The sequence below is a fragment of the Streptomyces sp. NPDC006687 genome, assembly GCF_040636215.1.
GTDB lineage: Bacteria > Actinomycetota > Actinomycetes > Streptomycetales > Streptomycetaceae > Streptomyces.
Genome location: NZ_JBEYJJ010000015.1, coordinates 24863 through 44925, shown reverse-complemented (window position 1 = coordinate 44925; position 20063 = coordinate 24863). Strand labels below are relative to the sequence as shown.

The window sequence follows — 20063 nt, the reverse complement described above, 5'->3', positions numbered from 1 at the left end:
AACAGAGCCCGGCCGGAGTGACGGTGAACCGGCCGGGCTCCGGGCGTGGGCGCGCAGTGCGCCGGTCAGAGCCCTTCGTCGTGCAAGTCCTCTTCGCGGAGCAGGTCGTCCTCGCGGCGGCGCGAGGACTCCTCCCGGCCGGGCTTCTGTCCCTTCTCGCGGGACGACCTGCCCGGCTGGGGCTGCGCGGGGTCTCCCGGGCGATGGTGCTCCTGCGCCTCGTGGCCCTTGCCCGGCTGCTGACGCTTGTCCTGCCTACCGTCCATGACGGCGACTCCTCTTGATGCGGGGGGTACGGATTCCTCTCGGATCACGCTGACACGCACTGCGACGGTCTGCATCACGTCGACTGCGAAGCGAGGCACCCGGAGCCTGCCTCGCTGAGCAATGATCGGACGCCCTCGGGCGACCATCGGGGCGTGCGCCGGAAGGTGCCGGTGGTCCTGAAGGTGCTGCCGGATCGTCCCCGGCCCAGTCCGGACGCACGGCGACGCCGGCCGCCCGGGAGTCGGCGGCCAGGGCGTCGACGTCGGCCCGCGTTCCGGTCACACCGGTCGGGGGCTCGGACTTCCCCGCCGTCGGACGCCCGGCACGCAGCACTCCCAGAGCCCCGCGCAGCTCCCGCATTGCCTCCCGCGCCGAGCTGTGCACGAGCACCGCTGTCCGGTGCATCTCGGGATGGCTTCCTTCGCCGGCCATCTCCAGCCCGCCGGGGTGCAGCGCGACCAGGCTCAGCCGGTGGTCGAGCAGATCGTGCGTCTCTCCGGCTATCCGGGACCGTTCCCGCGATCGGGACCGCTCCTCGGCGGCGCGGTGTGCCTGTTCGAGAGAGGAACTGCGCTCAGGGTGAGGTCGGCGACAACTCGGTTCGAACGGTCCCGCACGGGGGTCAGTTGCCGTTGCGGTAGTAGTCCATCGAGATCGTCACCGGACCGCTGTCGGCCACGGTGATCACTCGCACGATCGCGATGTCGTGCGTGCCGCGTGAGCGCACACAGAAGGCTCGTCCGGCCGGCAGGTCGCCGAAGGCGAGGGACGTCGCCGGTTGCCGGTCGATGGCCGCCCCGCACTCGGCCGGGGTCGGCCGGCCGCCGGGGGGGATGGAGGCGTCGCTGTCCGGCGGGCTCAGGAACCCGTCGGCGTTGTGCCCCACGGCCCACGGGGTGGACCGGGCGGGTGTGAGCGTGCCGGTGGTGATGTCGAAGTCGTAGGAGTCGTCGGGCGCGGTCAGGACCCTCTCGGTGTACGCCGCGGCGTATGCGGCCGTGCCCGTCGCCGTGTCGGGGCTGGTGTCGTCGGACGCTTCCGTGCCTCCGAGGACCTGGTCGGCTCCGACGACGAGAAGCACGCCGCCGACCGCGCCGCCGAGCGCCATCACCAGCGCCACCACGAGCACCGTCCTCCAGGACGCGCGCTTGCGGCGACGGCGGCGGGGCGCGGCCTGCTCGGGTGGCGCCGGAGCGGCGACGGTCGCCGGCGGTGTGAGCGGCGGGGCGGCCGGCGTCGGGGTCGGTGGGTGCGGGGCGCCGAAGGAGCCGGGCGGTGCCGGGGCGGGGACGGAGGCGGGGGAGACGGCCGTGGGAAGGTGCGGCCGCAGGTCGCGGCGGCGGGTGATGTCGGTGCTGACCCCCAGGGGCAGCCAGTCGTCGGCGAAGCGCAACTGCCCCCCCACGGCGGGGTGGGTGCGGGCGGCCTCGATGATCTCGGCGGGAGCCGGCCGGTCCTCGGGCCGCTTCGCCAGGCAGCGCAGCAGCAGCGCGCGCAGGTCGCCCGGGACGCGGTCGAGACCGGGTTGCTCGTTCACCACGCGGTACAGCACCGCGGTTTCCGGCCCCTCACCGAACGGCGGGGTGCCGCTCGCCACGTAGGCTGCCAGCGCGCCCAGCGCGAAGACGTCCGTCGCGGGGCCGGCCGGCCGGCCCAGAGCCTGCTCGGGCGCCATGAAGGCGGGCGAGCCGATCCGGAACCCCGTGCCGGTCAGCGCGACGGCGTCGGCCGCGCGGGCGATGCCGAAGTCGATCACGAGCGGGCCGTCGGCCGCGAGCAGCACGTTGGCGGGCTTGAGGTCCCGGTGCACCACCCCGACGCCGTGGATCGCCTGGAGTGCCTCCGCGATCCCGCCCATCAGGAGCAGCACCGTGCGCACCGGCAGCGCGCCGTGTTCCCGAACCACCTGCTGCAGCGACGGGCCCGGGACGTACGCGGTGGCCAGCCAGGGCACCTCGGCGTCCGCACCGGAGTCGATCACCTGCGCGGTGTACAGGCCGTGGATCCGCCGGGCGTTGGCCACCTCGTGCGCGAACCGCCGCCGGAACTCCGGGTCCTGTGCGAACTCCGGCCGGACCGTCTTCAGGGCGACGGGCCGGCCGCCGGGTGTGTACGACAGGTAGACCCGCCCCATGCCGCCGGCCCCGAGCCGGGCGTGCAGCCGGTAGCCGCCCACCTCGCCCGGGTCGTCGGGCCGCAACGGCTGGAAGACCGCCCGCGCGAGAGAGGAGTCCGGGGTCGGATCGGTGGGCATGCGGAAGGTCTCCAGTGGTACGTACGAGCGGTGAGGCGGCTGTTCAGCAGGTCTTCCCGTCCGGGACCGGCTTGAGGTCGAGGAGGTAGGAATCCACGGCGTCGGTGACGCAGCCGCTGCGGCCGTAGGCGGTGTGGCCCGCCCCCCGGAAGGTGAGCAGCATGCCGCCGGGCAACTGGGCGGCGAGGCTCTTCGACCACTCGTAGGGCGTGGCCGGGTCGCCGGTGGTGCCGACGACCAGGGCCGGGGGGAGGCCCTCGGCCCGGACGCGGTGCGGCTTCTGCGCTCCGGCGGGCCAGTCCTTGCAGACGAGCTCGGCGAGGACGCCCGAGGTGCCGAAGGCGCCGGCCTCGCGGTTCGCCCGATCGAGCAGGTTCCAGTAGGGCTGCGGGTCCCTGGGGTGCGGCTGGTCCAGGCAGTTGACGGCGACGAGGGCGTCGGAGGAGTTGCCCGGGGGCTGGTCTTCGGTGGAGCCGGGACCGGATCCGGAGCCGTCGGAGCTGTCGTCCTGAGCCGGTGCGCCCGGGTTCGCGAGCGCGGCGAGTTTGGTCCCGTCGCCCTGCTGTGCGGCGCGGAGCGCCTCGGACAGGGGCTGCCACTGGGACTCGGGCGAGTACATCGACATGCTGACGGCGGCGTTCAGCATGGCCTGGTCGAGTCGGTCGTCAGTGCCCTTGATGCGCAGCGGGCGCTTGGAAACCCGCGCGTACAGGTCGGCGATCACCTTGCGGATGCCGTCGGGGGTGCCGGCGGGACAAGCGTCCCCCGCCACGGAGGCGCACTGCCCGGCGTAGTCGTCCACCGACTTCCGGAAGCCCTTGGCCTGCTGGAGGGCCGTCTCGGACCAGTCGAGCGAGGGGTCGACCGCGCCGTCGAGGACGAGGGCCCGCACCCGGCGCGGGAACAGCTCGCCGTAGACCGTGCCGAGGTAGGTCCCGTAGGACCAGCCGAGGTAGGTGAGCTTCTCGTCGCCGAGAGCGGCACGCAGCACGTCCAGGTCGCGGGCGGCGTCCAGGGTGCCCACATGCGGCAGGATCGCGCCGCTGCGGGCCTTGCAGGCGGCGCTCTGGCGTTCGGCGTCGGTGAGCTCGGCGTGACGTTCGGCGTCGGTCTTCGGATACGGACCTGTCGACGTGTCGCCGGCGCCGGATGCCGGCTGGTCCTCGGCGGCGGGGTCCGAGGACCCGCAGTCGACGGCGGGCTTGCTGCCGGCCACGCCGCGCGGATCGAAGCCGACGATGTCGAAGCGGGCGCGGGCCCGCTCGCCGAAGGACGACAGCCCGCCGGACCTCAGCTGGTCGACCCCCGACTCGCCCGGGCCTCCGGGGTTGAAGACCAGCGAACCGATGCGCCGGGCGGGATCCGACGCGACGGCCTTGGCCAGCGGCAGGGTGAAGGTCCGGCCGTCCTCGGGGTGTGCGTAGTCCATGGGGACGGTCAGCGTGGCGCACCGCAGCTCACCGCATCGCGTCCAGGACGGCTTCTGCCGGTAGAACCGCTGCAGCTCGCGCTTCCCGGCAGGATCGACGGACACGGCGCCTTTGCCGGGCGGGCTCGCGCCGTCACCGGCCGGGCCGCAGCCGGCGAGTGCCGTCGCGCCGAGTGCGGCCACGGCCAGGATCAGGCCGCCGCGCTGGCGGGCCGGGTGCTTCATGGGAGTACTCCGTCGGGACTGGTCGGCGCCGGTTCACGGCGCGCGCAGGACACGGGCGTGCGAACCGGCGCCGTGGAGCGGGGAGGCGGCCGCCTGCGGCCTGCCCCCCGGACGTGGGGCCGGGTGGGGTGGGGGGCCCACGCCCGGGGGTGTCTTGGGTCGCCGCGTGTTCGATTCCGCTGCGACCTGGACGGATGGTCGCTGAGGGAACCTGAGGATTTGATGAGGGCGGCCCCGGGGCCTGCCTGACGGGCGGGGCTATCCTGACCGCCGTGCGAGTACTGGTGGTCGAGGACGACGGTGATCTGCGGTTCGCGGTGTCCGCGGCGCTGCGCTCCGAAGGGCTGGCCGTCGACGAGGTCGCCGATCTCCCGGCCGCCGACGAGGCACTGTTCGTCACCGGGTACGACTGCGTGGTGTTCGACCGGACCCTGCCCTCCGGGGACGCCATCGACTATGTGGACGAGCTGCGGCGCGCCGGGCGGACCGTTCCGGTGCTGTTCCTCACGGCCCGCGACACCGTCGCCGACCGGGTCGCGGGGTTCGCCGTGGGCGGCGACGACTACCTGGTCAAGCCGTTCGCCGTGCCCGAGCTGGTGGCCCGGGTGCACAACCTGTGCCGGCGATCGGGTGCGGCCCGGCCACCGGTGCGGCGCATCGCCGACCTGGAGATCGACACCGCCCGCCGGCAGGTGCACCGGGACGGCGTGCTGCTGATCCTGACCCGCAAGGAGTTCGCCGTACTGGAACTCCTCGCCGCCCGGGCGGACCAGGCCGTACCGCGCGCCGAGCTGATCGAGAAGTGCTGGGACGAGATGGCCGAGCCGAACTCCAACGTCGTCGAGGTACTGGTCTCCCAGCTCCGCCGCAAGCTCGGCGACCCACCGCTGATCCACACCGTCCGAGGAGTGGGCTACCGCCTGGCGCCGCTCACCACCGGCCGCGCATGACGGCGGCCGAGGCCCGCGCCCGCCGGCTGCGCCGACGCCTCACCGCTCTGTTCACCCTGACCAGCGCGGTCGGGCTGATCGCGCTCGCGGCGTTCGCCATCCGCACCGACGACCACTCCTGGCGCAACCAGCTCGACGACGCACTCAACCTCCAGACCAGCCGGGCGATCCCCCTGCTGGGCACCGGCGAGAACGGCAGACCCGACGTCCAGGCGCTGAAGGACGGCATCGAGACCGAGTGCCCACTGCTCACCGTGGTGGCCACGAAGGCGGACAAGCCCGCCATCGTCTATCAGCCGCGCCGGGCCTGCGTGGGGCCGCGGAACGAGGACATCGAGGAGGCGGCAGCCGCAGCCGTGAAGGAGGGGGAGGCGGTCGCCACCGACGTCCTCGGCGAGGAGGGCCAGGAGATCCGTCTGGTCGCCGAGCCCTACGCGGCGGCCGACGGCGCGGCACCGGAGGGCGCGCTCGTCGCCGCGGCGGACATGTCCGCGGACCAGGCCGCGCACCGTCGGCTGGCGCTGCTCCTGATCGGCGGCTGTGCCGGCCTGGTGGCCCTGTCCGCCGCGGCCGGGCACCTGCTCTCCGGACGCGCCATCCGACCCGCGCTGACGGCACTGCGCCAGCAGGAGGAGTTCCTCGCCGACGCGGCCCACGACCTGCGCACCCCGGCCGCCTCGCTGCGCATCCTCGCGGAGACCGCGCTGCGCGACGACGCCAGCCGGGACGCCGCGCTGGAACGGACCGTGCGTCTGGCGGACCGGATGGGCGACCTCATCGACGGCCTGCTCACCCGCGCCCGGATGACGGCAGGCGTCAGCGCCCCGGACCGCCGGCCCATGCGCCTGGACCAGCTCGTCGAGGCGGTCGCCGAGGACACCGAGACCGGCGGGCACCGCGTGACCGTACGCACCGAACCGGTCGTCGTGGTCGCGGACCCCGACCTCCTTCGGCGGGCGGTGGCCAACCTGCTCGGCAACGCCCTCGTCCACGGCCACGCCCCCGGCCGGCCCGCGGAGGTCGAGCTCACCGTGACCGCCGACGGCACACTGACCGTCGACGACGCAGGGCCGGGCGTACCCCGGGAACTGGCCGACTCGCTCTTCCAGCGATTCCGCAGCGGCTCCGCCTCCGGCTCCAGCGGCCTCGGCCTCTCCATCGCCTCCTGGGTCGCGCACGCCCACGGCGGCACCCTCGACGCCACCACCAGCCCCCGCGGAGGCGCCCGCTTCACCCTCCACCTCGCGCCACGGACGAAGTAAACCGTCCCGGGTGGCGGCGGGAATAGGGCGAGGGCTAGACAACGACGAAGGCCCAGGTCTGTGACCTGGGCCTTCGTATCTGAGCGGATGACGGGAATCGAACCCGCGCTATAAGCTTGGGAAGCTCATGTTCTACCATTAAACTACATCCGCCTGCAGGGCCAGCTGCCTGGATCCCTACCGTTGCACACTGTACCCCATGATCGACCCCCGGTGAATTCACCCCCGGGGTCGGTGTCCGCGCTTGGGGCACCGGGCTTCGTGGGGGCGGGAGTTGGGGCGTACCTTTGGGGTGCGGAGCGGCGGCTGGAGTGGGTGTTGTTCATCCCCTAATGTGGCGATTCATCGCAGTACGGCTCGTTGGGGAAAGGGACTCGATGGAGCGCACAGTCGTCCGTTGTGCCGAAGGGCACGTTTTCAGTACCGCCTCCTTCCCGCTGCAGCACCTCGGTGCCGGCCGGATCGGACCCGGGCGGCTGCTGAGGTGTCCGCGGTGTGCGCGGTTGCGGCACTCGGTGCCCGTGGGCGGCGTCAAGCGGTAGGGCCGCGGCGTACGGCTCGACGGGCGCGCGGGTCCGCTCTCGATTGGGGGCGGCCCGCGCGCTCTGCGTATCCTCGGGACGTGCTTCTCTCCGACAAAGACATCCGGGCCGAGATCGACAGCGGACGGGTTCGCATTGACCCGTTCGACGAGTCGATGGTGCAGCCCTCCAGCATCGATGTGCGTCTCGACCGGTTCTTCCGGGTCTTCGAGAACCACCGCTACGCGCACATCGACCCCGCGGTCGAGCAGCCCGACCTGACCCGCATGGTCGAGCCCGAGGGGGACGAAGCGTTCATCCTGCACCCGGGTGAGTTCGTGCTCGCCTCGACGTACGAGGTCATCTCGCTCCCCGACGACATCGCCTCCAGACTGGAGGGGAAGTCCAGCCTGGGCCGCCTGGGCCTGGTGACGCATTCGACGGCCGGGTTCATCGACCCGGGGTTCTCGGGCCACGTGACCCTGGAGCTGTCGAACCTCGCCACCCTGCCGATCAAGCTCTGGCCGGGCATGAAGATCGGGCAGCTGTGCATGTTCCGGCTCAGCTCGCCCGCGGAGTTCCCGTACGGCAGTGAGCGGTACGGCTCCAGGTACCAGGGGCAGCGCGGGCCGACCGCCTCGCGCTCCTTCCAGAACTTCCACCGCACCCAGGTGAGGCACGAGGCATGAGCGAAGTACGCGAGACGCTGACCTACGAGGGGTTCGGCGCGGCCGTCCGGGAGCTGGCGCAGACCATCGCCGCCGACGGCTACGAGCCGGACATCATCCTCAGCATCGCCCGGGGCGGGGTGTTCGTCGCGGGCGGTCTGGCCTACGCGCTGGACTGCAAGAACATCCACCTGGTGAACGTGGAGTTCTACACGGGCGTGGGCACCACCCTGGAGATGCCGGTCATGCTGGCGCCGGTGCCCGAGGCGATCGACTTCACCGCCAAGAAGGTGCTGATCGCCGACGACGTCGCCGACACCGGCAAGACGCTCAAGCTGGTGCACGACTTCTGCCTGGGCCACGTCGCCGAGGTGCGGTCCGCGGTGATCTACGAGAAGCCGCACTCGCTGGTGAAGTGCGAGTACGTGTGGAAGAAGACCGACGACTGGATCGAGTTCCCGTGGTCCACGGAGCCGCCGGTGGTCAAGCGCGAGGGGCAGATCCTCGACGCCTGAGGTGACGGCCCGCTGACGGGGAAGGGCCCGCCGCGCTGGTGCGCGGCGGGCCCTTCGTGTGTCCGGGGCACTCGGTCAGAGGGTGCCGAGTTTGATCATCGAGAGCAGGGCGACCAGCTGGATCGCGGACGCGCCCAGCGCCTTCTGCCAGGGCAGGTCGTGCGACTTGCTGACCATCGAGGTGAAGAGCGCGCCGGCCGCGAGCCAGGTCATCCAGCCCAGGACCTGGACGACCATGTTGTCGCCGCTCAGGAAGACCGCCACCAGCAGGCGGGGTGCGTCCGTGATGGACATGACCAGCATCGACAGGCCGACGGTCGGCTGCCAGGCCCCGTCGCCGCCCAGCTGGCGGGCCAGCGTGTGGGTGACCGCGCCGAGGATGAGGCCGCAGATGACGAAGGCGACGCCGGTGCTCAGCATGATCGGGATCACCTGGGTGAGGGTCGCCTTGATGGCGTCCTCACGGGCTTTGTCGAAGCCGAAGACGGCGAGCATGCCGTAGAGGAAGGTCACGGTGAGGGCCGGACCCCAGACGGCGTAGTCGCGCATCTGGAGGAACGTGGGCCCGGGCCGCAGGACGATGCCGCGCAGCAGGGCCTTCCAGCCCAGGCGCGGCCCGGCGGGGGCGGGGGCGGCGGCGCCCGCGTGGTAGGTCGCGGCGTGGCCGTACGGGTCCTCGCCGAGGGAGAACGCCTGGGTGTGGCCCGGGTTGTCCGCGTACGAGGGCTCATGCGGCGCGGGGTGGTGGGGGTGCTGGGAGTGGCCGTCGCCGTACGGGTCGAAGTACTCCGGCTCCCCGTGGCCGCCCGACGCCTGCGGCCAGTGCTGCTGGGGTGGCGGGCCGCCCGCGGGCGGGTACGGCTGGTGGCCGTACGGCGTCTGAGCGGGCGCCTGGGGCGCCTGCTGCCGGCCGTACGGCTGCTGCCGCGGGGTGTGCGGGGGTTGCTGCGGGGGGCGGTTGTCGTCCCGGCCCCGTCCGATCCTGAATCCAGCCACGTGATCGAAAGTACCTGGTCCCGCGGGCGGTGGAGGCCGGGGCGGCGGAATCGGGGCCTTTGCGGCTGAGCTGTGACATCCCCTAGGGGGCGTCGGGGGTGCCGTGGGATACGGCAACGGCCGGTCCCCCCTGAGGGGAACCGGCCGTTCCTACTGCGGCGCTACGACGCCTACTTGGCGCCCTCGGCCTCCGCCTCCGCTTCGGCTGTGGCGTCCGCCTTGGGCTCGGCCGCCTCTGCCTTGGCCTTCGGCTCCGCCTCGCCGATGGCGTCCGCCTTCGGCTCCGCCTCGGCCTTCGGCTTTGCCGGAGCCTCGGCTGCCGGAGCGGGCTTGGCCGCCGGCTTCGCCTCGGCCGCAGCCGCCGTCGTCTCCGCAGGCGCGGACTCCGTCTTGGGCGCGGTCTCCGCCTTCGCCTCGGCCGTGACCTTCGGCTCCGCCTCGCCGGCGGTGTCTGCCTTGGACTCCGCCGCCGGCTCCGCCTCGGCCTTCGGCTTTGCCGGAGCCTCGGCTGCCGGAGCGGGCTTGGCCGCCGGCTTCGCCTCGGCCGCAGCCGCAGCCGCCGTCGTCGGCTCCGCGGGCGCGGACTCCGGCTTCGCGTCGGCCGGGGCCTCCGCCTGGGGCTCCGCTTCCGGCCTCGCCGTTGCGGGAGCGGCCTCGGCTGCGAGCGTGGCGTCCGCGTCCGTGTCGGGCTCGGCCGTCGGCTTCGCCGCCGCGTCTTCCTTCGGCTCGGATGCCGCCTCGGCCTTGGCCTCCGACGGTGCGCCCTGCTTCGCCTCGGCGTCAGCCTCAACCTCGGCGGTGACCTCGGCCTTCGCCTCGGCTTCTGCCTTTGCCTTAGCTTCCGCGTCGGCCTTGGCCTTCGCCTCGGCCTCTGCCTTGGCTTCCGCGTCGGCCTTCGCCTTCGCCTCGGCTTCCGCCTTGGCCTTGGCTTCGGCCTCCGCTGCGGCAGCGGCCTCGGCTTCGGCCGCCAGTTCTTCCTCCGTCGGTTCCGGCGCCTTCACCGACTCCAGGAGGAGCTGGGCCACGTCCACGACCTGGACGGATTCCTTCGCCTGGCCCTCGTTCTTCTTGCCGTTCACCGAGTCCGTCAGCATCACCAGGCAGAACGGGCACGCCGTCGAGACGATGTCCGGGTTGAGGGACAGGGCCTCGTCCACGCGCTCGTTGTTGATGCGCTTGCCGATCCGCTCCTCCATCCACATCCGCGCACCGCCCGCGCCGCAGCAGAAGCCGCGCTCCTTGTGGCGGTGCATCTCCTGCTGGCGCAGCCCCGGCACGGCGGACATGATCTCGCGCGGCGGCGTGTAGACCTTGTTGTGGCGGCCCAGGTAGCAGGGGTCGTGGTACGTGATCAGGCCCTCGACCGGCGTCACCGGCGTCAGCCGGCCCTCGTCGATCAGGTGCTGGAGCAGCTGCGTGTGGTGGATGACCTCGTACTCGCCGCCCAGCTGCGGGTACTCGTTCGCGATGGTGTTGAAGCAGTGCGGGCAGGTGGAGACGATGCGCTTCGCCGACTTCGGCTTACGGGTCGAGGGGTCCTCGTCGTCCTCGCCGAACGCCATGTTCAGCATCGCGACGTTCTCCTGGCCCAGCTGCTGGAACAGCGGCTCGTTGCCCAGGCGGCGCGGCGAGTCACCCGTGCACTTCTCCTCGCCGCCCATGATCGCGAACTTGACGCCCGCGATGTTCAGCAGCTCGGCGAACGCCTTCGTCGTCTTCTTCGCGCGGTCCTCCAGGGCGCCCGCGCAGCCGACCCAGTACAGGTAGTCGAACTCCGAGAGGTCCTCCGCGTCCTTCCCGATGATCGGGACCTCGAAGTCGACCTCCTTCGTCCACTCCACGCGCTGCTTCTTGGCCAGACCCCAGGGGTTGCCCTTCTTCTCCAGGTTCTTGAGCATCGTGCCCGCCTCCGACGGGAACGCGCTCTCGATCATCACCTGGTAGCGGCGCATGTCGACGATGTGGTCGATGTGCTCGATGTCGACCGGGCACTGCTCCACGCACGCGCCGCAGGTGGTGCAGGACCACAGCACGTCCGGGTCGATGACGCCGTTCTCCTCGGCGGTGCCGATCAGCGGGCGCTCCGCCTCCGCCAGGGCGGTGGCGGGGACGTCGGCGAGCTGCTCGGCCGTGGCCTTCTCCTCGCCCTCCATCGTCTTGCCGCCGCCCGCGAGCAGGTACGGGGCCTTGGCGTGCGCGTGGTCGCGCAGCGACATGATCAGCAGCTTCGGCGAGAGGGGCTTGCCCGTGTTCCACGCCGGGCACTGCGACTGGCAGCGGCCGCACTCGGTGCAGGTGGAGAAGTCGAGGATGCCCTTCCAGGAGAACTGCTCGACCTGGGAGACGCCGAAGACGTCGTCCTCGCCCGGGTCCTCGAAGTCGATCTCCTTGCCGCCGCTGGTCATCGGCTGGAGCGCGCCCAGGGCGGTGGAGCCGTCCGCGTTGCGCTTGAACCAGATGTTCGGGAAGCCGAGGAAGCGGTGCCAGGCCACGCCCATGTTGGTGTTGAGCGAGACCGTGATCATCCAGATGAACGACACGCTGATCTTCACCATCGCGGTGAAGTAGATGGCGTTCTGGATGCCGGAGGCGGACAGCGCCTTGAAGGCGAGGACCAGCGGGTACGAGGCGAAGTACGCCGGCTCGTACGAGTCCACGCCGTGGATCGCGCCTTCCAGGCCGCGCAGGCACAGGATCGCGATGCCGATGGTGAGGATGACCCACTCGACGAAGTACGCCTGCCACGCCTTCGAGCCCGCGAAGCGGGACTTGCGACCGGCCCGCGAGGGAAGGTTGAGCAGGCGGATGACCATCAGGACGGCGATGCCGAGGACGGTCATCACGCCGATGAACTCGGTGTAGAGCTCGAAGGGCAGCCAGTCGCCGACGATCGGCAGCAGCCAGTCGGCCTGGAAGAGCTGGCCGAACGCCTGCACCAGGGTGGGCGGCAGCGTCAGGAAGCCGATCGCGACGAACCAGTGGGCGAAACCGACGATGCCCCAGCGGTTCATCCGGGTGTGGCCGAGGAACTCCCTGACCAGGGTGATCGTTCGTTCCTTCGGACGGTCGGTACGACTGCCCGCCGGTACGGGTTGGCCGAGTTTCACGAACCGGTAGATCTGCGCCACGGCTCGGGCGAGCAGCGCGACGCCGACCACGGTCAGGACCAGCGACACGATGATCGCGGCGAGTTGCATGGGAGGGCTCCTCGGGCGGGACTTACTAAGCGGTAACTTATTGAGTCAAGGCTTGAGGTTACCCATTTCCCGCGCCGCGCTGTAGGTGAGCGAGCGGTGATCTGTGTCGCTCAGGCGTGCCTGTGTCGGCAGGCGGCCCGAGGGGTCTTCGCGAGGATCGCGAGGTCCATCCCCAGCCAGTGACTCTCCACATACTGCCGGTCCAGCAGGGCCATCTCCTCCCAGGGGAGGTCGGAACGTGCCCCGACCTGCCACAATCCGGTCATTCCGGGGCGTACGAGCAGGCGTTCGGGGTGGTCCGCACGGGCCTCGGGGCGCGGGCCGACCAGCGACATCTCCCCGCGCAGCACGTTCAGCAGCTGCGGCACCCCGTCCAGGGCGCACCGCCGCACCCAGGCCCCGGCGCGGCCGGCCCCCTCGGTGCGCAGCCGCCAGGTGCGGAAGGGGCGGCCGGCCAGCCCGAGCGCGGGCTCGCGTACGAGGACGGCCGCGCGGGTCGCCCCGTACAGCGCGGCGGCCGCCAGCAGGGCAGGCCCGGCGCAGAGTGGGAGCAGCAGCGCCACGCCGATCAGATCGCAGACCCGCTTGGCCGGCGGCCGGGCCGGCCACCGCAGCCGAACCCCGGCCCGGACCTGGCCCGGCATCCGGGCCGGAAGCCCGACCCGGACCGGGAGCCGGAGCGGCCACGGCCGGGCGAGCCGGCCGGACCCCAGAAGCCGGCCGGACCGCGCGAACCGGGCGAGCCGGCCGGACCCGGAACGACCGGACCCGGAACGACCGGACCCGGACCGGACGGACTCGGACCGGACGGACCCGGACCGGACGGACTCGGACCTCGCGGACTCGGGCGACCCGGACCCGGACCGGGCGGGCCCGGGTCGCGCAGGCCGGGACGGGCGGGCTTGCCGGGTGAGCCGGGTGGGCAGGGGCGGCATCAGAGGCATGCCAGCACGCTGCCGGACCCCGCCCCGGGCCCCGAGGCGCCGCGCGGCCCCCGCCCGCGCCCGGTACCCGTTCGGGTGCGGCGCCACGGCGCCGGACCCCATCCTGAGCGCAGGCGCAGCCTGAAGGTTGAGCCTCCCCGACTCAGCTCTGTTGACGTCGGCGAAGCGTTGGGGCATCCTTGAGTCTGTTCCACTCAAGTCAGCTGGAGGAATCGAAATGGCACGTGCGGTCGGCATCGACCTGGGCACCACTAACTCCGTCGTCAGCGTTCTCGAAGGCGGCGAGCCCACCGTCATCACCAACGCCGAGGGCGCCAGGACCACGCCGTCCGTCGTCGCCTTCGCCAAGAACGGCGAGGTCCTCGTCGGCGAGGTGGCCAAGCGCCAGGCGGTCACGAACGTGGACCGGACCATCCGCTCCGTCAAGCGCCACATGGGCACTGACTGGAAGATCAACCTGGATGGCAAGGACTTCAACCCGCAGCAGATGAGCGCCTTCATCCTGCAGAAGCTGAAGCGCGACGCCGAGGCGTACCTGGGCGAGAAGGTCACGGACGCGGTCATCACCGTCCCGGCCTACTTCAACGACTCCGAGCGCCAGGCGACGAAGGAGGCCGGCGAGATCGCCGGTCTGAACGTCCTGCGCATCGTCAACGAGCCGACGGCCGCCGCCCTGGCCTACGGTCTCGACAAGGACGACCAGACCATTCTCGTCTTCGACCTCGGCGGCGGCACCTTCGACGTGTCCCTGCTGGAGATCGGTGACGGTGTCGTCGAGGTCAAGGCCACCAACGGTGACAACCACCTCGGTGGTGACGACTGGGACCAGCGCGTCGTCGACTACCTGGTGAAGCAGTTCCAGAACGGCCACGGCGTCGACCTGTCCAAGGACAAGATGGCGCTCCAGCGTCTGCGCGAGGCCGCCGAGAAGGCGAAGATCGAGCTGTCCTCCTCCACGGAGACCACGATCAACCTGCCGTACATCACGGCCTCCGCCGAGGGCCCGCTGCACCTGGACGAGAAGCTCACGCGCTCGCAGTTCCAGCAGCTCACCGCGGACCTGCTCGACCGCTGCAAGACCCCGTTCCACAACGTCATCAAGGACGCCGGCATCAGCCTGTCCGAGATCGACCACGTGGTCCTGGTCGGCGGCTCCACCCGTATGCCGGCCGTCGCCGAGCTCGTCAAGGAGCTCACCGGCGGTCAGGACGCCAACAAGGGCGTCAACCCGGACGAGGTCGTCGCCATCGGCGCCACCCTCCAGGCCGGTGTGCTCAAGGGTGAGGTCAAGGACGTCCTGCTCCTCGACGTGACCCCGCTGTCCCTGGGCATCGAGACCAAGGGCGGCATCATGACCAAGCTCATCGAGCGCAACACGACCATCCCGACCAAGCGGTCGGAGATCTTCACGACGGCCGAGGACAACCAGCCGTCGGTGCAGATCCAGGTCTACCAGGGCGAGCGCGAGATCGCGGCGTACAACAAGAAGCTCGGCATGTTCGAGCTGACGGGCCTGCCGCCGGCCCCGCGCGGCGTCCCGCAGATCGAGGTCTCCTTCGACATCGACGCCAACGGCATCATGCACGTGACCGCGAAGGACCTCGGCACGGGCAAGGAGCAGAAGATGACCGTCACCGGCGGCTCCTCGCTCGGCAAGGACGAGGTCGACCGCATGCGCCAGGAGGCCGAGCAGTACGCGGAGGAGGACCACCGCCGCCGCGAGGCCGCCGAGTCGCGCAACCAGGGCGAGCAGCTCGTCTACCAGACGGAGAAGTTCCTCGCGGACAACGCGGAGAAGGTTCCGGCCGAGGTCAAGACCGAGGTCGAGACGGCCGTCACCGAGCTGAAGGACAAGCTCAAGGGCGAGGACACCGCCGAGATCCGCACGGCCACGGAGAAGCTCGCCGCGGTCAGCCAGAAGCTGGGCCAGGCCATCTACGCCGACGCGCAGGCCGCCCAGGCCGCCGGCGGCGCGGGTGACGCGGGCCACGCCAAGGCCGAGGACGACGTCGTCGACGCCGAGATCGTCGACGAGGACAAGCCGAAGGGCGGCGCTGCCTGATGTCGGAGGAGACCCCGGGCTTCGAGGAGAAGCCCGACGTCCCCACCGGCGCCGACGACGCCGAGCCGAAGGCCGCCGACTCCTCCAAGGAGGGCGAGGCGGCCCCGGCCGGGGACGCAGCTCAGGAGACGGCTCTGCTGGCACAGCTGGACCAGGCCCGTACCGCGCTCAGCGAGCGCACCGCGGACCTCCAGCGCCTCCAGGCCGAGTACCAGAACTACCGCCGCCGCGTGGAGCGGGACCGGGTCGCCGTCAAGGAGATCGCGGTCGCGAGCCTGCTGACGGAGCTCCTGCCGACGCTGGACGACATCGGCCGGGCCCGCGAGCACGGCGAGCTGCTCGGCGGCTTCAAGTCGGTGGCCGAGTCGCTGGAGACGGCCGCGGCCAAGATGGGCCTGCAGCAGTTCGGCAAGGAGGGCGAGCCCTTCGACCCGACGATCCACGAGGCCCTGATGCACTCGTACGCGCCGGACGTCACCGAGACGACCTGCGTGGCGATCCTCCAGCCGGGGTACCGCATCGGGGAGCGCACGATCCGCCCCGCGCGGGTCGCGGTGGCCGAGCCCCAGCCGGGCGCGGCGCCGGCCGCGAAGTCCGAGTCCGCCGACGGCGACACGCCGTCCGACAAGGACACGGATGCCCCCGAGCAGGGCTGACGTACACCAGAGAGGGATCCGGAAGGAGGGTCACCGGGGATGAGCACGAAGGACTTCGTCGAGAAGGACTACTACAAGGTCCTCGGTGTCCCGAAGGACGCCACCGAGGCCGAGATCAAGAAGGCGTACCGGAAGCTCGCGCGCGAGTTCCACCCGGACGCCAACAAGGGCGACGCCTCGGCCGAGGAGCGCTTCAAGGAGATCTCCGAGGCGAACGACGTCCTCGGTGACGCCAAGAGGCGCAAGGAGTACGACGAGGCCCGCGCCCTGTTCGGCAACGGGGGCTTCCGCCCCGGTCCGGGCGGGGGCGGCTCGTTCAACTTCGACCTGGGCGACCTCTTCGGGGGCGCCCAGGGCGGCGGCCAGGGCGGCTTCGGCGGCGGCCTGGGCGACGTCTTCGGCGGCCTGTTCAACCGCGGCGCCGGCACCGGTGCGGGCCCCCGCACCCAGCCGCGCCGCGGCCAGGACATCGAGTCCGAGGTGACCCTCTCCTTCACGGAGGCCGTGGAGGGGGCGACGGTCCCGCTGCGGATGTCCTCGCAGGCACCCTGCAAGGCGTGCTCGGGCACCGGTGACAAGAACGGCACGCCGCGCGTGTGCCCGACCTGCGTCGGCACCGGGCAGGTCTCCCGGGGCAGCGGCGGCGGCTTCTCGCTCACCGACCCCTGCGCCGACTGCAAGGGCCGCGGCCTGATCGCGGAGAACCCCTGCGAGGTGTGCAAGGGCAGCGGCCGCGCCAAGTCCTCGCGGACCATGCAGGTCCGGATCCCGGCGGGCGTCTCGGACGGCCAGCGGATCCGGCTGCGGGGCAAGGGCGCCCCGGGCGAGCGCGGCGGCCCGGCGGGCGACCTCTACGTGGTCGTGCATGTCGGCACCCACCCGGTGTTCGGCCGCAAGGGCGACAACCTCACGGTGACCGTGCCCGTCACGTTCACGGAGGCGGCCCTGGGCGCCGAGATCAAGGTGCCGACCCTGGGCGGCCCGCCGGTCACGCTGAAGCTGCCCCCGGGCACCCCGACGGGCCGTACGATGCGGGCCCGCGGCAAGGGCGCGGTCCGCAAGGACGGCACCCGCGGCGACCTGCTCGTCACGGTGGAGGTCGCGGTACCGGCGGAGCTGTCCGACAAGGCCCGCGAGGCCCTGGAGATGTACCGGGACGCCACCGGGTCCGAGGACCCGCGCGCCCTGCTGTTCGAGTCCGCGAAGGGAGCTTGACATGGAAGGCCGCCGGCGACAGTCCCGTTTCGGTGACGGGGCGTACCAGTTGACCGACGAGACACCGGTCTACGTGATCTCGGTGGCCGCCCAGCTCTCGGGACTGCACCCGCAGACCCTCCGCCAGTACGACCGCCTCGGCCTGGTCTCCCCGGACCGTACCGCCGGGCGCGGCCGGCGGTACTCGGCCCGGGACATCGAGCTGCTGCGCACGGTGCAGCAGCTGTCCCAGGACGAGGGCATCAACCTGGCGGGCATCAAGCGGATCATCGAGCTGGAGAACCAGGTGGCGGCGCTGCAGCAGCGCGTCGCCGAGCTGTCCAGCGCGGTGGACGGCGCGGCCGCCGCGCTCCAGGCGCGCGAGGCTGCGGTGCACGCCTCGTACCGGCGCGACCTGGTCCCGTACCAGCAGCCGCAGCCGGGCAGCGCGCTGGTCGTCTGGCGGCCCAAGCGCCCGCTGGACTGACCCGAGCGCGGAAGCGACGACGAAGGCCCCGTCGGGGCCCCCTTGAGGGGTCCGGACGGGGCCTTCGGCATGTTCCCGGGGCAATCCCCTCAGCGGGGCGCCGTGAGGCCCTCAGCGGGCCTCCGGCAGCCCGTGGCGGCCTGGGCGCCGTCGTCGCTGTGCAGGATGCCGGACTGGGCGATGAGATAGCCGAGCTGGGCCCGGCTGCCGCTGCCGAGGGCGGTGGCGAGCTTGGCGATGTGGGCGCGGCAGGTGCGGACGTTCATCCCCAGCCGGCGGGCGATGGCCTCGTCGACGTGCCCTTCGATGAGGAGCTGCGCGATGGAGCGCTGGACGCCCGAGATGCCGTCCGGGCTGTGCGTGTACGTGACCTCGTCGGTCAGCGGGACGGCCCGGCGCCACAGCTGCTCGAAGACCCGGATCAGGTAGTCGATCAGCCCGGGATGGCGCAGCTCCAGGGCCACTTTCCGGTCATCGCTGGCCGGGATGAAGGCCACCGTCCGGTCGAAGATCATGAGACGCTCGATGAGTTCCTCCAGCGTGCGGATCTCCACCTTCCCCACGGAGATCCGGTCCACGTAGGCGAGCGTGCCCTGGCTGTGCCGGACCGTGTGCTGGTAGAGCGTCCGGATGCTGACGCCCCGGTCGATCATCGGGGTGGCGCGTTCCAGGGACTCGCTGAGGACGAAGGTCGGGCGGGCGCCGCCCGGCTGGATGGTCAGCGCCTCGGTGTGGCACTCGGAGGTGGCCAGGTCGATGGCGGCGTTGATCTGGTCGAATCCCTCCAGCACCGTGATGGCGTGGGTGTTGGCGGGGCTGCGCGCGCTGATGGTGAGGAACGGCTCGAACGCGTCGGTGAGGTCCACGGCGGTGCGCCGGCGCTCCTGGATCTCGCGTTCGAGCGGATGGAGCCGCTGGGCCAGTGCGATGGACGGGGGAACCGCGCGGAGCTGGTTCGCGTCGTCGGGGTCGGGCCGCAGGAGGGCGAATTCGAGCAGGCAGGGGGCGTTCGCGACCTCGCCCCGGGCGACACGGCCGGTGCTCAGGGCCGCCGCGTAGAGCCGCGCTCCCTCGGTGCACATCTCCGTGATGGGGTGGCGATGTGTCGGGTTTATGTCGCTCTTGGGCAAATCTCCACCCCCCAGGGTCCTGAACATGTAAGAACATGATGCATCGTCCCTGTGGCACTGACGTGCCTGAATGAGCCATCGTCTGACAGTGCGGGGGAGAGGATTCCATCAAGTGAGGACGAAGCCGACCATGTATAAGAGAATGCTTCGCTCGGCGCTTGCCGTTGTTTTCTCCGCCGTCGCGGTATTTGGGGCAGTCGTCGCCGTCAATGGGGACGCGGGCAGCGCTCAGGCCGGTTCCAGTTTGTCCGGCGCGACGACCGCCGGAAGCGATTTCGGCTGGAACAGCACTCCTGCGACGGCAGCCTGATGACCCCCGACGACCGCGACTTCCGGCGCGAGATGGCTTCCGCCTACCGCTCGGGCTGGCAGTTCATCGACCTCGCCACGGCTATCCCCTACGCCGGCGACTCGCTGATGGTCACCCTGTTCGGCCAGCCGATCGTCATCGTGCGCGAGGAGGACGAGGACGTCCGTGCCTACCGCTGCCTGCGCCGCCCCCGGGGCGCACCGCAGCCCGTCCGCTGCGAAGTGCGGTACGGCATGGTCTTCGTCAACCTCGACCAGCGTGATCACCAGCTCTTCGAACCCGATATCACCACTGCCACCCCCCGCAGTGCCTGAGGCGATTCCCCCGTCGTTGCAGATCGCTCCAGGTGCTACCCCCACACAACGGCGCCATCGTGGACCTGACCACGATGGCGCCGTTGTGATGTCCGCGTCCAGTGGCCGAACAGGACATTCGGCTGAGGAACCGCTGAGAATTGCTGGAGGACCGCTCGAATCCGGCCGTTTTCCTCAGGCGCGGCCCATCGCCCGGTCCAGGGTGATCTCCAGGACCACCCGGTCGGGGTTGGGCGAGGGCGTCCGCCCGTACCGCTCGGCGTAACGGGCTTCCGCTTCGGCCACCGACGCCGCGTCCGTCCGGACCACCGCGCGCCCCTCCAGGGTCGCCCAGCGCCGGCCCTCCATCTGGCAGACCGCCACCCGCGCCGTGCCGTCCGGCGCCGCGAGGACGTTGCGCACCTTCTTGCTGTGCCGGTTGCTGATCACCCGGGCGAGCCCGGCCTCGGGGTCGTACGTCACCCCCACCGGCACCACGTGCGGGGAGCCGTCGGGCCGGGGGGTGGTCAGGGTGCAGAGGTGCCGCTCCCGCCAGAAGGCGAGGTAGGCGGGGGTGGGGTTGAGTACGTCGTGGGCCGGTGCGTTGGCGGCAGGTGTGGCAGGCATGCTCCGAGCATAGGTGTGGGCCCCGAAGCAGCCTTGAGTGGAATAGACTCAACTTTACGGACGCTGAACCAGTCAG

General features: G+C 71.5%; 17 protein-coding genes, 1 tRNA gene and 1 pseudogene. 9 read left to right on the top strand and 10 right to left on the bottom strand.

Going from position 1 to position 20063, the window contains the following annotated elements:
* Positions 1–65: 65 nt before the first annotated feature.
* From ABZ716_RS19380 to ABZ716_RS19365, 4 genes are all read right to left on the bottom strand, one after another.
* Positions 66–266 carry a hypothetical protein gene (locus ABZ716_RS19380; RefSeq protein WP_358809589.1) on the bottom strand — a complete coding sequence of 67 codons (201 nt, stop codon included), beginning with the start codon at positions 264–266 and terminating at the stop codon, positions 66–68.
* Positions 256–771, bottom strand: coding sequence for a histidine kinase dimerization/phosphoacceptor domain-containing protein (locus ABZ716_RS19375; protein WP_358960459.1), 516 nt, complete (start codon positions 769–771; stop codon positions 256–258). The genes ABZ716_RS19380 and ABZ716_RS19375 overlap by 11 nt, the downstream gene beginning before the upstream one ends.
* A gap of 118 nt (positions 772–889) precedes the next feature.
* The gene (locus ABZ716_RS19370; protein ID WP_358960303.1) at positions 890–2521 is read right to left on the bottom strand and encodes a serine/threonine-protein kinase; all 1632 of its coding nucleotides are present in this window, start codon (positions 2519–2521) and stop codon (positions 890–892) included.
* 43 nt (positions 2522–2564) lie between these two features.
* Positions 2565–4175: an alpha/beta hydrolase gene (locus ABZ716_RS19365; protein ID WP_358960301.1), complete on the bottom strand. Its 1611-nt coding sequence runs from the start codon at positions 4173–4175 to the stop codon at positions 2565–2567.
* Between the two features lie 272 nt (positions 4176–4447).
* On the opposite strand from ABZ716_RS19365, the gene ABZ716_RS19360 reads away from it, so the two are divergent.
* Both ABZ716_RS19360 and ABZ716_RS19355 read left to right on the top strand, forming a co-directional pair.
* Positions 4448–5125: a response regulator transcription factor gene (locus ABZ716_RS19360; RefSeq protein WP_358960299.1), complete on the top strand. Its 678-nt coding sequence runs from the start codon at positions 4448–4450 to the stop codon at positions 5123–5125.
* A complete protein-coding gene (locus tag ABZ716_RS19355; protein WP_358960297.1) occupies positions 5122–6387 on the top strand; it encodes a HAMP domain-containing sensor histidine kinase in 1266 nt (421 codons plus the stop codon). The genes ABZ716_RS19360 and ABZ716_RS19355 overlap by 4 nt, the downstream gene beginning before the upstream one ends.
* A gap of 82 nt (positions 6388–6469) precedes the next feature.
* Here ABZ716_RS19355 and ABZ716_RS19350 read toward each other — a convergent pair.
* Positions 6470–6540 (bottom strand) — tRNA-Gly (locus ABZ716_RS19350).
* A gap of 469 nt (positions 6541–7009) precedes the next feature.
* Here ABZ716_RS19350 and dcd point away from each other — a divergent pair.
* Complete coding sequence (dcd, locus tag ABZ716_RS19345; RefSeq protein WP_054221687.1) at positions 7010–7597, top strand: dCTP deaminase; 588 nt, start codon at positions 7010–7012, stop codon at positions 7595–7597.
* Positions 7594–8091 carry a phosphoribosyltransferase gene (locus ABZ716_RS19340; protein ID WP_358809584.1) on the top strand — a complete coding sequence of 166 codons (498 nt, stop codon included), beginning with the start codon at positions 7594–7596 and terminating at the stop codon, positions 8089–8091. Before dcd ends, ABZ716_RS19340 begins: the two co-directional genes overlap by 4 nt.
* Before the next feature lie 75 nt (positions 8092–8166).
* Here the strand turns inward: ABZ716_RS19340 and ABZ716_RS19335 are convergent, their stop codons facing one another.
* The 3 genes and pseudogenes from ABZ716_RS19335 to ABZ716_RS19325 all read right to left on the bottom strand — a co-directional run bounded on the left by ABZ716_RS19335 (position 8167) and on the right by ABZ716_RS19325 (position 12928).
* Complete coding sequence (locus tag ABZ716_RS19335; RefSeq protein ID WP_358960295.1) at positions 8167–9087, bottom strand: Yip1 family protein; 921 nt, start codon at positions 9085–9087, stop codon at positions 8167–8169.
* Positions 9088–10067: 980 nt separating this feature from the next.
* A pseudogene (locus tag ABZ716_RS19330) lies at positions 10068–12284 on the bottom strand ((Fe-S)-binding protein); the annotation flags it as partial.
* Between the two features lie 110 nt (positions 12285–12394).
* Complete coding sequence (locus ABZ716_RS19325) at positions 12395–12928, bottom strand: sugar transferase (protein WP_358960292.1); 534 nt, start codon at positions 12926–12928, stop codon at positions 12395–12397.
* Between the two features lie 517 nt (positions 12929–13445).
* Between ABZ716_RS19325 and dnaK the strand changes: the two genes are divergently transcribed.
* Genes dnaK through ABZ716_RS19305 form a run of 4 tightly spaced genes read left to right on the top strand, consistent with a single transcriptional unit; the run spans position 13446 to position 17627 of the window.
* Positions 13446–15290, top strand: coding sequence for a molecular chaperone DnaK (gene dnaK / locus ABZ716_RS19320; protein ID WP_358809581.1), 1845 nt, complete (start codon positions 13446–13448; stop codon positions 15288–15290).
* Positions 15290–15946, top strand: a complete 657-nt coding sequence (gene grpE, locus ABZ716_RS19315) for a nucleotide exchange factor GrpE (RefSeq protein WP_358960290.1) — start codon at positions 15290–15292, stop codon at positions 15944–15946. The genes dnaK and grpE overlap by 1 nt, the downstream gene beginning before the upstream one ends.
* A 39-nt stretch (positions 15947–15985) precedes the next feature.
* Positions 15986–17161, top strand: a complete 1176-nt coding sequence (gene dnaJ / locus ABZ716_RS19310; protein WP_358809579.1) for a molecular chaperone DnaJ — start codon at positions 15986–15988, stop codon at positions 17159–17161.
* Between the two features lies 1 nt (position 17162).
* On the top strand, positions 17163–17627 hold the full coding sequence (locus tag ABZ716_RS19305; protein WP_351891851.1) for a helix-turn-helix domain-containing protein: 465 nt from the start codon (positions 17163–17165) through the stop codon (positions 17625–17627).
* Between the two features lie 89 nt (positions 17628–17716).
* Here the strand turns inward: ABZ716_RS19305 and ABZ716_RS19300 are convergent, their stop codons facing one another.
* Positions 17717–18784: a helix-turn-helix transcriptional regulator gene (locus ABZ716_RS19300; RefSeq protein ID WP_358809578.1), complete on the bottom strand. Its 1068-nt coding sequence runs from the start codon at positions 18782–18784 to the stop codon at positions 17717–17719.
* A gap of 282 nt (positions 18785–19066) precedes the next feature.
* Here ABZ716_RS19300 and ABZ716_RS19295 point away from each other — a divergent pair, with 282 nt between their 5' ends.
* Positions 19067–19381 carry a (2Fe-2S)-binding protein gene (locus tag ABZ716_RS19295; RefSeq protein WP_042820115.1) on the top strand — a complete coding sequence of 105 codons (315 nt, stop codon included), beginning with the start codon at positions 19067–19069 and terminating at the stop codon, positions 19379–19381.
* A 174-nt stretch (positions 19382–19555) separates the two neighbouring features.
* Here the strand turns inward: ABZ716_RS19295 and ABZ716_RS19290 are convergent, their stop codons facing one another.
* Positions 19556–19987: a TIGR03618 family F420-dependent PPOX class oxidoreductase gene (locus ABZ716_RS19290; protein WP_358960287.1), complete on the bottom strand. Its 432-nt coding sequence runs from the start codon at positions 19985–19987 to the stop codon at positions 19556–19558.
* Positions 19988–20063 lie beyond the last annotated feature (76 nt).